Origin of the sequence: Bacillus sp. FJAT-29790 (assembly GCF_019039215.1) — a bacterium.
Classification (GTDB): Bacteria; Bacillota; Bacilli; order Bacillales; family Cytobacillaceae; genus Cytobacillus.
On the sequence record NZ_JAHNZZ010000001.1, the window covers coordinates 2,409,560 to 2,424,668 of the forward strand.

The window sequence follows — 15,109 nt, forward strand, 5'->3', positions numbered from 1 at the left end:
CTAATAATAAACAAAAAAGATTCACAGTTTAAACTGTGAATCTTTTTTGTTTACGATAGAACTGCCTCTGCTTTTTCAAATTCAGCTATTTTCCCCTCTAATTGAAGGGTGATTTCAATTTCATCCCAGCCATTCACCAACATCGTTTTCCAATATGCGTTGATCGGGAATGTGGTTGAAAAGCCATTATCATCTGTTACTTTCTCACTTTCAAGATCTATCTTTAACTGATATGGCTGATTTTTCGCTTGCTCCAATAAATAGGCAACCGCTTCAGGCTGAAGCTGAATTGGGAGCAATCCATTTTTCAAACAATTTTGATGGAAAATATCTGCAAAAGATGGTGCAATGACCACATTAAATCCATAGTCCATCAATGCCCACGGCGCATGTTCCCTTGAAGACCCACATCCGAAGTTTTCATTGGCAATCAGTACCGAAGCTCCTTCGTTTTCCGGGCGGTTTAATTCGAAATCTGGATTGGGTTCACCTTTTTCAGTAAAGCGCCAATCATAAAATAAATACTTTCCGAAACCGGTTTTTTCAATCCTTTTTAAAAATTGTTTCGGAATAATTTGATCTGTATCCACGTTCGCGCGATCAAGAGCGACTGCTTTTCCTGTTAATGTTTTAAATCCGCTCATGAAATTCCCTCCTTTATTGTCTAGCTAAAGCGCAGGGGCTGCCGCTTTTTTGATTATTGAACGGTTTCTGCTGCCATTAATGCTCCGACGTCAACGAATCGGCCATGCAGGGCTGCGGCTGCTGCCATAATTGGACTAACTAAATGTGTCCTTGCACCTGATCCTTGACGGCCTTCAAAGTTCCGGTTAGAAGTTGATGCGCAATGTTCTCCGCTTGGAACAATATCATTATTCATGCTTAAACACATGCTACAGCCAGAATCGCGCCATTCAAATCCTGCCTGCTTGAAAATGTCATCTAATCCTTCAGATTCAGCATTCTTCTTTACTGTCTGTGACCCTGGGACAACAAGTGCTCTAACATTTGGATGCACTTTTTTCCCTCTGACAATTTCAGCGGCTTGACGCAAATCTTCTAATCTTGAATTTGTACAAGATCCGATAAATACATGCTGAATCTCGATATCCTCGATCTTTTGACCTTCTTGCAGCCCCATATATGCTAGTGCTCTTTCTAGAGACTTTTTCTCCAGTTCAGTTTCGCATTCATTGAAGGTTGGGATACGCTCGTTTACTTTTGAAGTCATGGAAGGATTTGTTCCCCAACTGACCATAGGCGCAACATCATTTGCATCAATATTGATTACCTGGTCATATACAGCGTTCTGATCTGACGCCAGCTCCTTCCAGTTTTCAACTGCAAGTGAGAAATTCTCGCCTTTTGGCGCATGTTTTCGTCCCTCTAAGTAAGTAAAAGTAGTTTCGTCTGGGCTAATAAGACCTGCACGGGCACCGCCTTCGATAGACATATTGCAAATCGTCATTCTTTCTTCCATCGTCATCTTCTTAATGACTTCACCACAATACTCAATCACATGCCCTGTCCCAAAATCGAATCCATAGTTTGCAAGTATATATAAAATAACGTCTTTTGCTGTTACCCCTTTTTGCATCTCACCGTTTATTTCGATCTTCATTGTTTTCGGCTTTGCTCTCCAAATCGTCTGGGTTGCCATTACATGCTCAACTTCACTCGTTCCAATTCCAAATGCAATCGATCCAAAAGCTCCATGTGTAGATGTATGGCTATCACCGCAAACAATAGTCATCCCTGGCTGCGTCAAGCCAAGCTCTGGACCAATTACATGAACGATCCCTTGATCCGGGCTATCGATTCCAGCTAAATGGACCCCAAACTCCAGACAATTTTTTTCTAATGTCGTCATTTGATTTAAAGCGACAGCATCATTAATTTCATAACGATTATCAGTAGGGATATTATGGTCCACTGTAGCAAAAGTTTTATCCGGTCTTCTTAACTTTCTATTTTTCATTCTTAAACCAGAAAATGCTTGTGGGGATGTAACCTCATGGACTAAATGAAGGTCAACATATAATAAATCGGGCTTTCCTTCTTCTTGATGGACAATGTGTTTTTCCCAAATCTTTTGGATAATAGATTTTCCCATCTTCTCTCCTCCATTCCGAAAAGCGTAAGCGCCTTCGGAACAATCACAGAACAAATTGTTCCTGCGATGATTATTCCGAGAAGCATTCCTTAATGCTCAGCGCCGAAGCTAGACAATCTTTTTAAAAGAAACACGACCAGTTACAGGTCGTGTTTGAGATTTTAGTACATTTTACGGTTGAAAAAATGTTTATGCATATGCACTCATGATGTTCATAATCGCTTCATTATCTAACAAAGTCGCCTTTACTTCTTCAATCATTTCAGATGTTGTCACCTGCTTCATTCCAAATGTGACGATATCTTTTGTCCTAAAGCCGGCATCAAGCACCTGATTTACAGCATTTTCAATTGCTTCTGCCTCCTCGTTCATTCCAAAAGAAAGGCGAAGCATCATTGCTGCTGATAAAATCGTCGCTAACGGGTTGGCTGCATTCTTCCCTTCGATATCAGGAGCTGAGCCATGGATTGGTTCATATAAATATGGTCCGCTTTGAGATAGGCTTGCTGATGGGAGCATGCCCAAAGAGCCAGTTAAAACAGAAGCCTCATCACTTAAAATGTCACCAAACAAGTTTTCCGTTACAACGACATCGAATTGTTTCGGGTTTCTAATCAATTGCATCGCCGCATTGTCAACAAGCATATGTTCAAGCTCAACATCAGGATATTCGTTGGAAATCTCTTCAGCTACTTCTCTCCACATTCGACTTGATTCCAAAACATTGGCTTTGTCAACAGAAGTAACCTTTCCCTTCCGTGTTCTTGCAAGTTCAAATGCGAGCTTAATGACCCTGGACATCTCATCTCTTTCGTAATATAAAGTATCTACTACCCCATCTGCCCCGTTCTTCTGCGTCCGCTCACTAGGCTTTCCGAAATATAAGCCACCCGTTAATTCCCTGACCATGATCATATCAACGCCTTCAATCACTTCTCTTCTAAGTGGTGAAGAATCAGCAAGACTTGAATAATAATTAGTTGGCCTTAAGTTAGCGTAAAGGTTTAAATCCTTACGAATCTTTAATAAACCTCGTTCAGGACGGAGGTGAACCGGCTGCCGCTCCCATTTAGGACCGCCAACGGCTCCAAGTAATACCGCATCGCTTTGTTTACATAGCTTAACGGTTTCATCGGGCAGTGGGGTACCAACCGTGTCAATCGCTTCACCACCAATTTTTCCATATTGAAAATGAAACTGGTGACCGAAACGCTCGCCAACAGCTTGTAAAATTTCAATTGCTCCCTTTACCACTTCTTTCCCAATTCCGTCTCCTGGAAGTACCGCGATACGTTTTTCCATTGTTATCCCTCCGTCATATTTTTTGATTATTTAAAGCTTCTCTTATGATTGCTAGAACATCCTTAGTTGCTCGAACGGAGCTTACTTATTGACTTAACTAGGCTTTTTTGTCAATCCCTACTAAGATACGGTCAATTCCGGGGAATTTTCCTTCATATAAATAACTCTGTTCACTGCATTTAAGTAAGCCTTCGCAGAAGCCTCAAGTACATCTTGGGCAAGGCCGCGTCCACTCGTTTCAATATCTAAATATTTCAGTTTGACATATACTTGTGCGAGAGCATCCCTGCCTGCACCAACCGACTGAATTCGATAATCGAATAAATCGATCTGCCCATCCATGCATTTTTCAAGCGTGTTGTAGAGTGCCTCGATACTGCCTGCCCCTGTACCCGCCTCCTGGATGACTTCTTTTTTCGTTCCGGTTAATGTGACAGTTGCTGTTGGTACTTGATTCGTACCGTATTGTATTTGAATTTGAATCAATTCATAAATACGATCATCTTTTGAAAGCTTTTCTTCAAGAACAAGTGCTACTAAGTCGTCATCTGTCATTTCTTTTTTACGGTCAGCTAAATCTTTAAAGGCTGTAAATAATTGTTTAATATCTTCGTCAGGTACATTTAAACCTAGTTCATCCAGTCGGTTTTTAAATGCATGCCTTCCAGAATGCTTTCCTAAAACTAAAGAATTAGATTGGAATCCAACTAATTCTGGCGAAATAATTTCGTAAGTCGTTTTTTCCTTTAAAACACCATCCTGGTGAATACCAGATTCATGTGCATAGGCATTTCTGCCAACAACTGCTTTATTTGCTGGAACAACCATTCCAGTTAGCTTACTTACAAGGCTGCTTGTACGGCTAACCTCCTGCAGATTCAAGCGAGTTGATGTTTGATAAAAATCTTTTCTAATATGCAAGGCTACAGCAATTTCCTCAAGAGCGGCATTTCCTGCTCTTTCACCAATGCCATTGATTGTGCCTTCGATTTGAGTTGCCCCATTCTCAACTGCCGCAAGTGAATTAGCAATCGCCATTCCAAGGTCATCATGGCAATGAGTGGAAAGTGACACTTTATCAATAGAAGGAACATTCTCTTTCAAGTATTTAAAAATTGCTCCATATTCCAGTGGAGTTCCATATCCTACAGTATCGGGGATATTGATAACTTGTGCACCAGCCTGAATGACTTCCTCAATGATCTGTGCCAAGAAAGGAAGCTCCGTCCTTGAGGCATCTTCCGCTGACCATTGAATAATCGGGAATCTTTTCGCCGCATATTTCACTGTTTGAACCGCCGTTTCGACGACTTCTTCCTTCGACATCTTTAATTTATACTGCCGATGGATCGGCGATGTTGCAATAAAAGTATGAAGCCTTGGTTCTGCACCGTCTTTAAGCGCTTCCCATGCCGCATCAATATCAGATATGACTGCTCGAGCAAGACCCGTAACTGAGCAATTTTTGATCGTTTGAGCTATTTTTTGAACAGATGAAAAATCACCTTTGGAAGCTGCTGGAAAGCCAGCTTCCATAATATCAACATTTAATCTCTCAAGTTGTTTTGCAATTGCTAGTTTTTCGGAAAAATTAAGATTGACACCAGCTGATTGTTCTCCATCCCTTAAGGTCGTATCAAAAATCTTAATGGTTTGCACTTGCAACCACTTCTTTCGCTTTCTCTTTTTCGCTATTAACAAATGGCATCATTTTACGAAGCTCTCTTCCTACCTTCTCAATTAGATGCTCATTTTCTCTTTCATTCACTGCATTAAAGACAGGACGATTTGCTTGGTTTTCAAGGATCCAGCCCTTCGCAAACTGACCATCTTGAATATCTTTAAGGATCGCTTTCATTTCTTCCTTCACTCTGCCATCAACTACACGTGGTCCGCTAACAAAATCTCCCCATTGTGCTGTATCAGATACAGAGTAGCGCATTCCTTCCATTCCGCCTTCATACATTAAATCAACAATTAGCTTTAGCTCATGTAAACATTCAAAATAAGCTAATTCAGGTTGGTATCCTGCTTCTACTAAAGTTTCAAAACCAGCTTTAACTAATGCAGTTAACCCTCCGCATAGGACAGCTTGTTCTCCGAATAAATCTGTTTCTGTCTCTTCTTTAAAAGTAGTTTCCAATCCGCCTGCACGTAATGAACCAATTGCTCTAGCATAGGATAATGCCAATTCCTTCGCTTCTCCTGTTACATCTTGATAGATTGCGAATAAAGCTGGTACTCCTGCATCTTGTGTATATGTTCTTCTTACTAAATGACCAGGTCCTTTCGGAGCCACAAGAAGGACATCACAATTGCTTGGAGGAACGATTTGGTGGAAATGAACGTTAAAACCATGAGCAAACATAAGTGCTTGATTCGTTAAATTCGGTGCAATTTCTTCTTTATATACCTTCGCTTGAAGCTCATCTGGTAAAAGAATCATTACAACGTCAGCTTGTGCTGTTGCTTCTCCTACAGAGTAAACTTGGAATCCATCTTCTACAGCTTTATCCCAAGATTTCCCTTGTCTAAGCCCAATTACTACATCTACACCGCTATCTTTCATATTTAAAGCATGTGCATGCCCTTGTGATCCATAACCAATTACCGCTACTTTCTTCCCATTTAAATACGTTGCATTTGCATCCCCGTTATAGTACATTTTTGCCATTTTTTATCTCCCTTTCTTTTTAAAAGAATAATATTTTTATATAATATTAATGGCGTTTTTTTAGCGCCAATTATAACATTTTTAAACGATTGAATAAGTTTTTGCTTGGCTACTGGAGCGTTGTGTTCCCCGTGGGAAAGCTGTCGTCCCTGTTCTCGCAAGCTCTTTGATCCCATAAGGCTTGATCAGTTCAATAAATGCTTCAATTTTTTCTGATTCACCCGTAATCTGAATAACCATGCTGTCTTTACTTACATCAATAACATTTGCCCGGAATGGTTCAATCAATGAATAAAGCTCATTTCTTGTCTGTGGTGTTGCAAGCACTTTAACTAGCGCAAGCTCCCGGGAAACAACTGCTTGGTCGCTAATATCCGTGACTTTCAAGACATCAATTTGCTTGTTTAGCTGCTTCGTAATTTGTTCACTGTCCCGTTCATTCTCTACATGAATGACACATGTAATCCTGGAAATTCCCTCGTGTTCTGTCGGGCCAACAGATATACTTTCAATATTATAATTTCGTTTTGAAAATAGATTTGTAATCCTATTTAGAACCCCAGCCCGATTCATTACTGTCAGACTAATAATTCGTTTCACGGTTTCGCACCTACCATTTCATGTAATCCTTTTCCTGGTGCAATCATTGGATAGACATTTTCACCGGGATCTACTCTAAAGTCCAGTAAGACTGGTTCACGGCTATTTAGCACTTCATTTAATACTTTTTCCGCTTCTTCCTCTGATTCAATTACATACCCTTTAATGTCATAAGCTTCAGCAAGTTTTACAAAGGACGGCTGGGCAGTCATGATACTATGTGAATAACGAGATTCGTAAAAGATTTCCTGCCATTGGCGAACCATGCCTAGAGCCATATTATTGAATATTGCGATTTTTATAGGTAGATTCATTTCCTTAATAACCGCAAGCTCCTGGGTGGACATTTGAAATCCTGCATCTCCCAAAACCGCCACGACACATGCTTCCGGATCTGCGATTTGAGCGCCGATACTGGCTGGAAGACCAAATCCCATTGTTCCAAGCCCACCTGATGTGACCCATCTGTCAGCATTTTTAAATTGATAATACTGTGCAGCCCACATTTGGTGCTGGCCAACATCTGTGACGACAATTGCTTCTCCTGCTGTTTTTGTGTATAGCATTTCCATCACTTTTTGAGGCTTTAATACGGATGATTCTCCGTAGTAATATGGATATTCTTCCTGCCATTTTTGAATAAGCTCGAGCCATTCCTTATTGGCTGGCGGTTTTCCTTCTTGAAGCAATAGCTGCTTCAAAGCTTCTTTCGCATCGGCCACAACCGGGATCGATGTTGGAACGTTTTTACCAATCTCGGCTGGATCAATATCAATGTGGGCAACAGTTGCATGCGGAGCAAAATACTCTAAATTCCCTGTAAGCCGATCATCGAAGCGCGCTCCAATATTGATAAGTAAATCGCATTCACTCAGTCCCATATTCGAAGCGTAACATCCATGCATTCCTGCCAATCCGACGAACAGCTTATGATCTGCCGGAAAACCTCCAAGGCCAAGAAGTGTGTGGATAACAGGAATTTGCTGCTGTTCTGCGTAATCTTTTAATTCTTGAGACGCTTTTGCATGAAGGACTCCTGCTCCAGCTAAGATTACGGGCTTTTTCGCCCTGCTAACCGCCTCCGTTAATTTTCGAATTTGCAAGTAATTCGGCTGCAATGTTGGCTGATACCCTGGTAAATTAATTTCCTGCTCTTCCGGAGGTTCTGAAACTGCTTGTGCAATATCCTTTGGAATATCGATCAGTACCGGACCTGGTCTTCCACTTGATGCGATATAAAATGCTTCTTTAACAATCCGAGGAATATCTTCGATGTTGCGTACTTGAATGTTATACTTAGTAATCGGTGTTGTAATGCCAAGAATATCAGCTTCCTGAAAAGCATCTGAACCAATTACACTTGTCGCCACTTGGCCAGTGAAAACGACAAGCGGCAAAGAGTCCATCATAGCATCAGTAAGTCCTGTCACAATGTTAGTAGCTCCCGGACCTGATGTCGCGATGACAACGCCCGGCTTACCGGAAATCCGCGCATAACCTTCAGCTGCGTGAATCCCTCCTTGCTCATGCCTCGGTAATACATGAAGAATTTTCGAATCATATAATTTGTCATAAATCGGGAGAATAGCTCCACCTGGATATCCAAAAATCACTTCTACATTTTCCTTTTCTAAGGAATCTAATAATAGATCAGCACCAGTGAGCATTTTCGTTTCAGCCTTCGATTCTGATAAGGCAGCTTCCTGCAACATTTATGATAAACCTCCTCTTTTTTCTTTAATAACCAAAATAAAAAGCCCTTCCATCCCTCATAAACCTACTATTCCTAGGTAAAAGGGATGGAAAGGCTTTATTAACCTATTCCACGGTACCACCCTGATTCACGCAGATTGCGTGCACTTATGAACAGCTAAATGCTGTTCGTTTTGATAACGGGTGGCAAACACCCGACCAGCTCTACTTGATAATTCTTTCAAGCTGATGCTCTGAGGTGAGTTCATTTTATGTTGGAAATACCGGTTTTCAGCAATCCCGGCTCTCTGGAAATCCCGTTACATAAAACTACTTATCCTCTTCTTCGCTTTCACAATATTTAACTAACGTGGTAACGTCGTGATCCTTTAAATCATTGAATTCCTTAGTTAAAAAAAACGAATAAATTTTGTGATATTGTTTCTACCAAAGCTCGGATCCAATTTCATGTTTGAAATTTTCTGGCCGCTTGTTTTGGTTTCTTATATTGAGGACTATCTTACGCTCATTTTATTAAACCGTCAACACCCTTTTAACGAATTATCCGATAATTTCAATTTATCCAATTAGTTGTATCCGCTTTCATTGTTGATTTATTGATATTCTTCAGAGCAAAAAAAAAATAATTTATTTTTGTGAACTAAGCAATTCTTCACAAAAATCTTTTAATTAATCAGAGGAATTTTCAAACAATAAAAAAAGAGAATAAAAAAACTCACCGATTGGCAAGTCTTGGAATGTTGAATGCAGAGATCTAGTTGCACATTAATGATCTTCATTCTTATTGGGCTATTTCATATTTTTCCCTTTCTACCGTATAATATAGATTTGGGTAACATAAAAAAAACTCACCTTGAAGGTGAGTTTTTTTTAGTGTAAATGACGTCCCAGGAGAGATTCGAACTCCCGACCGACGCCTTAGAAGGGCGTTGCTCTATCCAGCTGAGCTACTGGGACATATGATATTATTCAAGGACAATATTTATTGTATTATGCTTACAACCAAAAGTCAACAACAAAACCTAAAAAACTTTTTTGAAGGGAAGCTTTTGCTTCCCTCAATTAGTATATTCTGTTCCTTCATATTTTGGAAGTGAAAATTCCTGGGTCATTTCACCTATTTCTCCTTGATTTAAATCATATACACGTAGTATTATTCCGCCGTTACCCACATCTAAAATGACATACGTTTTTTCTGTTCTTCCTCTAGGCAGCCTGATACTTCCTGGATTTACGTAGAGAATATTATCAATCATCTCTGCTCCTAGATAATGGGAATGTCCAAAACAAACAATATCGGCATTCAATTCCTTTGCACGATAAGAAAGATTCATTAAGGTTGATTTTACGGCGTATCGGTGACCATGGGTAACGAAAACATTCAGGCCCTCTTCTTTTAACACGAGATCCTCTGAAAATTCCCCTTCAAAATCACAATTCCCGCGGACAACAGAAAATCCAGCTAAAGAGTGATCAGCTGCCGGAAGCTCTGAATCCCCACAATGGATCATTAAATCTGTTTCCATGGCATGCTTTTCCTTTATTTGATGTAGCTCTGCTGTTAGTCCATGGCTGTCACTGACGACGAGGATTTTCATTCTTCCCTCACTCCATTTAGTAGGGCTGGCAGTTCATCTTCCATTTTTTGGAGAGCATGCGCCCTGTGGCTAATCTGCGCCTTTTCTTCTGGCTGTAACTCCGCCATCGCTTTTCCCTTTTCTTGCACAAAAAAAATGGGGTCATATCCGAATCCTTGCGTACCTCTTTTTTCTTGTAATATCACTCCTTCGCATGTCCCGAATACAGTGATTGTTTCCCGTCCGGGTACTGCAGCTGCCAAAGCGCAATAAAACCTTGCCTGCCGCTCATCAAAAGGCAGATCACCCAATTCCTCTAAAACCTTATCCATATTGGCTTGATCATTTTTCTCTTCCCCCGCATATCTAGCAGAAAAAATACCTGGTCTACCATTAAGTGCATCTACAGCAAGTCCGGAGTCGTCTGCAATAACCGCTTTCTTTAAAGCCTTTGAAATTGTTTCAGCTTTTAAGATCGCATTTTCCTCAAAAGTCTTTCCTGTCTCTTCGACTTCCTCTAATTCCGGAAAATCTAATAACGTCTTGACTTCATAGCCTAGCGGCTTAAACATCCGTTCAAATTCCTTTGCTTTTCCAGCATTTTTAGTTGCAATAATTACTTCCTCCATCTTATGCCTTCCTCTCGTCTTTTTCTCTTCTAGCTTGAATTTTACTTGAGATCGTCTCTCCAAGTACTTCTTTTTGCTTTTCGAATAATTCTGCAATTCCGCCTTGGGCAGCTTTTAATAATTCTTGAAGCTGGCTGTATGAAAATGTCGCTTCTTCCCCTGTACCTTGTAATTCGACAAACTCCCCATTGCCAGTCATTACGACATTCATATCTACTTGAGCCTTTGAATCCTCAAAATAATTTAGATCCATGACCACCTGGTTATTCTCCAGTATCCCTACACTTGTAGCCGCTAAAAAGTCCTTAATTGGATATTTCGCAAGCTTCTTATTCGAACTTAGTTTTTCCAAAGCCAGTGCCATTGCAACGAACGCACCAGTAATCGAAGCAGTACGCGTGCCTCCATCTGCCTGAATGACATCACAATCGAGCCAGAGCGTTCTCTCTCCAAGTGCATCAAGATCAACTACGGCGCGGAGAGCACGTCCGATCAGGCGCTGAATTTCCATCGTCCGACCTGAAATTTTCCCTTTCGCTGCTTCTCTTATATTTCGTTGATCTGTTGCTCTTGGCAGCATCGAGTACTCAGCCGTTATCCAGCCTTTTCCTTCTCCTCGCATAAAAGGAGGTACCCGTTCATCAATACTGGCCGTACATATCACTTTTGTATCTCCAATACTGATTAATACAGAGCCTTCCGGATGTTTTAAGTAATTCGTTTCAATATGTACAGGTCTTAATTGCAGCTGTTCACGACCATCAACACGCATGGGTTGATTCCTCCTATATCCCAATTGGATCAATTTTTTCTTCAATGGCTGTGTTAAATGTTGCTGTTGATTTCCGCTGCTCGCTTTCCGCGGGCGGTCGGAGAGCCTCCTCGTTGCTAACGCTCCTGCGGGGTCTCCCCTGACACGCTTCTCCCGCAAGAGTCTCGCGCCTTCCGCTACAATCAACAAGTGGAAATATCAACATTAAACTTTAACACAGCCTCTCCAATAAAGAAGAGGCGGCAATATTTGCCTACCTCTTTTTATTGTTATTATATAGTATATCAAAAACCTTTTTTTAAAAACTACCTGTGTTGACTTTTTCCGGACGAGTTACAGGTTCAGTCAATTTTTCACCCTTCTCATTTACAAGCTCTGCTTTCCCATCCACAGTAACAGCAACACTTTCAATTCCCTTTTGCTCCGTTAAGGAAAGGACAAGAGCATTTAATAAATGCTGTGAAATGATCTTTTCCTCGAAACTTCCAAATACCGATTCATTAAAGTTTAATGTTACTTTTCCATTTTCCACTTTATTATCTAATAGCTTCACATTAGGCAAGAAATCACTCTCGAGGTTAGAAGCATAACTTGGGCCTTTTATTAGTTCGCCGACAGCAGCTTCAACGTTATCCGCCACTTTGTTAGAGACACGTTTTGTTACCGGAACATAATAGTAGGAGCCTTCATTTCCTCCCATATAATAGACAGTGACAGGCTTTGTATTATTAATATCGATCACATCTGTGGTATCTAAGTTGATTCCGTTTGCCCGGCTTGCAGCCGCTCCGATTGGGGTCTGATTTACAGGCATTTCATTTAGTTCATGACCATTCAATTTCAGCTTTACTTTATCTACGGAATCAAATTGTGTCAAGGTCCATGTAATGGATTCAAGGATTCGCATTTCCTCTTCTGCCTTGTAATTTTGAAATTCTTTCGAAAAATTAACTGTAGCAACTTTATCTTTAATGTCCACGGATAATTTCGTATCTGCCGGAAGGACTGCCATGAAATTATTTGGCAGCATATCTGTAACTGGTCCTTCTTTTACTAAATGCTCAAGGGCCTGCTTGGCAACTGAGTTTGTTTTTGGCAATGCCAATGTTTGTGGCACAACGTAGCCGTTTTTATCTATCAAATAAAGCTCTGTTTGGATCGTGCCTTCAACAGCCTCCTGATTACCGGCTGTTTCCATTTCCGCTTCCATCGTTTCCTCAGAAATGGATTTACCATCATCCGTATATGTTACTGTTTTCGGCGGATCAATCTTTTCCTTTCCGCCACTCCCAAACAATCCGCATCCAGATAATAAAACCGATGAAACGAGGACTGCAGATACCAAGGTTGATTTTTTATTTATGGACATATTTAATCCCTCCAAAGACAGTTTGTACTACATGTATACGAGCCTGTTTGTAATTTATACCGTCTTGGGGGAAAAAAATTTGGTTCGAATTTCAAAAATTACTTAGACCGTCTTTTCCAAATCTTGCTTAGTTAGGACAGCCTTTATAGCAAAATAGTCAATTTCAGGAGGTAATTCATCTTTGATCGGCTTGAGCTTTTCCCTTCCAACTTTTTGGACAGCTTCCACAACGAGCAATTCTGTTTGCTCATCAAATATATCTGACCAATTCACTTGATTTCCTTCCTTAACAGAGCGAAGGATATGATCCTGAATCGTGACAGAGGAAAAATTCCGTTTTTTAGCAATCTCATTTATCGTCAAACCCTCTATATAATATTGGTACGACAATAAATAGCTTGGAATGTCATTTGCCCGATCATTATTTTCCTCTGGTTGCCTTTGAGGAGTAATCGAGTCCATCTGAATATTTTGTTCAATCATAAATTTCTTGATTTCTTCGATGAAATATTTCCCATACTTATCAAATTTCACCTGGCCTACGCCCTTAATTCTCATCATCGTTTCTTTTTCTACCGGATAATACCGACTCATTTCTTTTAATGCTGTATCTGCAAACACAACGTAAGGCGGCACTTTTTCTTGATCCGCTAATTCCTTCCGCAGTGAACGAAGGACTGCAAAAAGATCACTATTTTCTTCTGTCTCGACAGCTGGTGCTTGAATAGCTATTTTCATATAGAGCAATTCTTGTTTTTTCAACACCGGTATGGAGTTCTCAGATAGTTTAACGACAGGAAACTTACTATCTGTTAACAATAAATACCCTTCAGCAAGTAAATAATTGATGATATCAACAATTTCTTTTTCCTTGTAATGCTTAAGCAAACCATATGTGGAGAGCTTGTTAAAATGAAAGTCGCGAATTCGCTTATTTTGAGAGCCCTTCAAAACCTGGGCAGTTAAAGTTACACCAAAACGCTCACCCATCCTTTTTATACAAGAGAATATCATTAAGGCTTCTTGGGTAATGTCGACTTGTTCGCGCTTGTCCATACAATTGCTGCATTTCCCGCAGCCCTTAATTGTATGATTAGGATCAAAATACTCAATAATATAAGATTGCAGACATTTCTCCGTATGGCAGTAATGTACCATTTGCTTTAATTTATTATATTCCTGCTCCCGCTTTTGATAATCTAGGTTTGATTCTTCGATCAGAAACTTTTGCAGCTGAATGTCCTGTGGAGAATATAAGAGATAGCATACACTTTCTTCTCCATCTCTTCCGGCCCGTCCCGCCTCTTGATAATACGCCTCGATATTGCGCGGCAGATTATAGTGAATGACATAACGGACATTCGACTTATCAATTCCCATGCCAAAAGCATTTGTCGCAATCATAATGTCTGCCTCATCATAAACAAATTGGTTCTGTGCTTTGATCCGGGTTTCTTCATTTAGCCCGGCATGATACTTGGCAACAGAATGATGCTGAGCTTTTAATTGAGTATATAACTGATCAGCCTCTTTGCGGCTGGAAGTGTAAATAATTCCCGACTGGTTCGGATGATTTCTAATATATTGACTGATAAAATCTCTTTTATTCACGCCTTTCATTACATGAAAAGCAAGGTTATCGCGGGCAAATCCGGTAATAAAGGTGTCTGTTTGCCTAATATTTAATAATTTCCTGATATCATCCGCGACGTCCTTTGTCGCAGTTGCTGTCAAGGCCGCAATAATAGGCGTTTGATTTAGCCTTCCTAAATTAGTTACGATCGAACGATAACTTGGCCTGAAATCATGCCCCCACTGGGAAATACAATGGGCCTCATCAAATACAATCATGGAAATGGACATTGAATTTACTAAGTCCAAAAATCCTCCTGATTCAAACCGCTCAGGAGCCACATAAATAAGCTTGAATTCCCCATTGCGAATTCCTGTAATTCTTTCCTGATATTCTTGCTGGGAGAGTGAGCTGTTAATGAAAGTAGCGGGGATTTCTGCGGTAAGGAGCGCATCTACCTGATCTTTCATGAGAGAAATTAATGGAGAGATGACAATGGAAACTCCAGGGAGCAGCAGTGCTGGAATTTGAAAACAGAGGGATTTCCCACCGCCAGTCGGCAAGATACCGAGCGAATTCCTATGTTCTAGAAGATTGTGAATGATCTCTTTTTGACCAGTACGAAAAGACGAATAGCCAAAGTATTGCTCTAAATATTTTTCAGCTTGTGTGAACAAATTCATCACCTAATTCTATAAATTTTCTTCTATTCTATCATGATCTCAAAGGACAAGACACTGAAATGCAGGCAAATACGGTGGAAAACAAAAAACCTTCATCAAGAAGG

General features: G+C 40.4%; 12 protein-coding genes, 1 tRNA gene and 1 other annotated feature. All 13 genes read right to left on the bottom strand.

Annotated elements, in window-relative coordinates; translation table 11 throughout:
* Positions 1-50: 50 nt before the first annotated feature.
* The 13 genes from leuD to recQ all read right to left on the bottom strand — a co-directional run bounded on the left by leuD (position 51) and on the right by recQ (position 15,005).
* Complete coding sequence (gene leuD / locus BGM26_RS11420; RefSeq protein ID WP_217039936.1) at positions 51-644, bottom strand: 3-isopropylmalate dehydratase small subunit; 594 nt, start codon at positions 642-644, stop codon at positions 51-53.
* A gap of 53 nt (positions 645-697) precedes the next feature.
* Positions 698-2,113: a 3-isopropylmalate dehydratase large subunit gene (gene leuC / locus BGM26_RS11425; RefSeq protein ID WP_217039937.1), complete on the bottom strand. Its 1,416-nt coding sequence runs from the start codon at positions 2,111-2,113 to the stop codon at positions 698-700.
* A gap of 189 nt (positions 2,114-2,302) precedes the next feature.
* The gene (gene leuB, locus BGM26_RS11430; protein WP_217039938.1) at positions 2,303-3,415 is read right to left on the bottom strand and encodes a 3-isopropylmalate dehydrogenase; all 1,113 of its coding nucleotides are present in this window, start codon (positions 3,413-3,415) and stop codon (positions 2,303-2,305) included.
* 120 nt (positions 3,416-3,535) lie between these two features.
* Entirely contained in the window at positions 3,536-5,074 is a 1,539-nt protein-coding gene (locus BGM26_RS11435) for a 2-isopropylmalate synthase (protein ID WP_217039939.1), read from the bottom strand.
* Entirely contained in the window at positions 5,061-6,089 is a 1,029-nt protein-coding gene (ilvC, locus tag BGM26_RS11440; protein ID WP_217039940.1) for a ketol-acid reductoisomerase, read from the bottom strand. Before ilvC ends, BGM26_RS11435 begins: the two co-directional genes overlap by 14 nt.
* A gap of 81 nt (positions 6,090-6,170) precedes the next feature.
* Positions 6,171-6,689, bottom strand: a complete 519-nt coding sequence (ilvN, locus tag BGM26_RS11445; protein ID WP_217039941.1) for an acetolactate synthase small subunit — start codon at positions 6,687-6,689, stop codon at positions 6,171-6,173.
* Positions 6,686-8,401, bottom strand: a complete 1,716-nt coding sequence (gene ilvB / locus BGM26_RS11450; protein WP_217039942.1) for an acetolactate synthase large subunit — start codon at positions 8,399-8,401, stop codon at positions 6,686-6,688. The genes ilvN and ilvB overlap by 4 nt, the downstream gene beginning before the upstream one ends.
* 80 nt (positions 8,402-8,481) lie before the next feature.
* Positions 8,482-8,737: a binding site (T-box leader), on the bottom strand.
* Between the two features lie 548 nt (positions 8,738-9,285).
* Positions 9,286-9,359, bottom strand: a tRNA-Arg gene (locus BGM26_RS11455).
* 101 nt (positions 9,360-9,460) lie between these two features.
* A complete protein-coding gene (locus tag BGM26_RS11460; RefSeq protein ID WP_217039943.1) occupies positions 9,461-10,000 on the bottom strand; it encodes a metallophosphoesterase in 540 nt (179 codons plus the stop codon).
* Positions 9,997-10,608 carry an XTP/dITP diphosphatase gene (locus tag BGM26_RS11465; protein WP_217039944.1) on the bottom strand — a complete coding sequence of 204 codons (612 nt, stop codon included), beginning with the start codon at positions 10,606-10,608 and terminating at the stop codon, positions 9,997-9,999. Before BGM26_RS11465 ends, BGM26_RS11460 begins: the two co-directional genes overlap by 4 nt.
* Before the next feature lies 1 nt (position 10,609).
* On the bottom strand, positions 10,610-11,380 hold the full coding sequence (rph, locus tag BGM26_RS11470) for a ribonuclease PH (RefSeq protein ID WP_217039945.1): 771 nt from the start codon (positions 11,378-11,380) through the stop codon (positions 10,610-10,612).
* Between the two features lie 298 nt (positions 11,381-11,678).
* Positions 11,679-12,749 carry a GerMN domain-containing protein gene (locus BGM26_RS11475; RefSeq protein WP_217039946.1) on the bottom strand — a complete coding sequence of 357 codons (1,071 nt, stop codon included), beginning with the start codon at positions 12,747-12,749 and terminating at the stop codon, positions 11,679-11,681.
* 102 nt (positions 12,750-12,851) lie between these two features.
* Positions 12,852-15,005, bottom strand: coding sequence for a DNA helicase RecQ (gene recQ, locus BGM26_RS11480; protein WP_254119236.1), 2,154 nt, complete (start codon positions 15,003-15,005; stop codon positions 12,852-12,854).
* Between the last annotated feature and the right edge of the window lie 104 nt (positions 15,006-15,109).

Excerpts from the sequence above, each read along its gene's own strand:
- leuD (WP_217039936.1), bottom strand. The coding sequence starts at position 644 with ATGAGCGGATTTAAAACATTAACAGGAAAAGCAGTCGCTCTTGATCGC.
- leuC (WP_217039937.1), bottom strand. The coding sequence starts at position 2,113 with ATGGGAAAATCTATTATCCAAAAGATTTGGGAAAAACACATTGTCCAT.
- leuB (WP_217039938.1), bottom strand. The coding sequence starts at position 3,415 with ATGGAAAAACGTATCGCGGTACTTCCAGGAGACGGAATTGGGAAAGAA.
- ilvC (WP_217039940.1), bottom strand. The coding sequence starts at position 6,089 with ATGGCAAAAATGTACTATAACGGGGATGCAAATGCAACGTATTTAAAT.
- ilvB (WP_217039942.1), bottom strand. The coding sequence starts at position 8,401 with ATGTTGCAGGAAGCTGCCTTATCAGAATCGAAGGCTGAAACGAAAATG.
- BGM26_RS11460 (WP_217039943.1), bottom strand. The coding sequence starts at position 10,000 with ATGAAAATCCTCGTCGTCAGTGACAGCCATGGACTAACAGCAGAGCTA.
- BGM26_RS11465 (WP_217039944.1), bottom strand. The coding sequence starts at position 10,608 with ATGGAGGAAGTAATTATTGCAACTAAAAATGCTGGAAAAGCAAAGGAA.
- rph (WP_217039945.1), bottom strand. The coding sequence starts at position 11,380 with ATGCGTGTTGATGGTCGTGAACAGCTGCAATTAAGACCTGTACATATT.
- BGM26_RS11475 (WP_217039946.1), bottom strand. The coding sequence starts at position 12,749 with ATGTCCATAAATAAAAAATCAACCTTGGTATCTGCAGTCCTCGTTTCA.
- recQ (WP_254119236.1), bottom strand. The coding sequence starts at position 15,005 with ATGAATTTGTTCACACAAGCTGAAAAATATTTAGAGCAATACTTTGGC.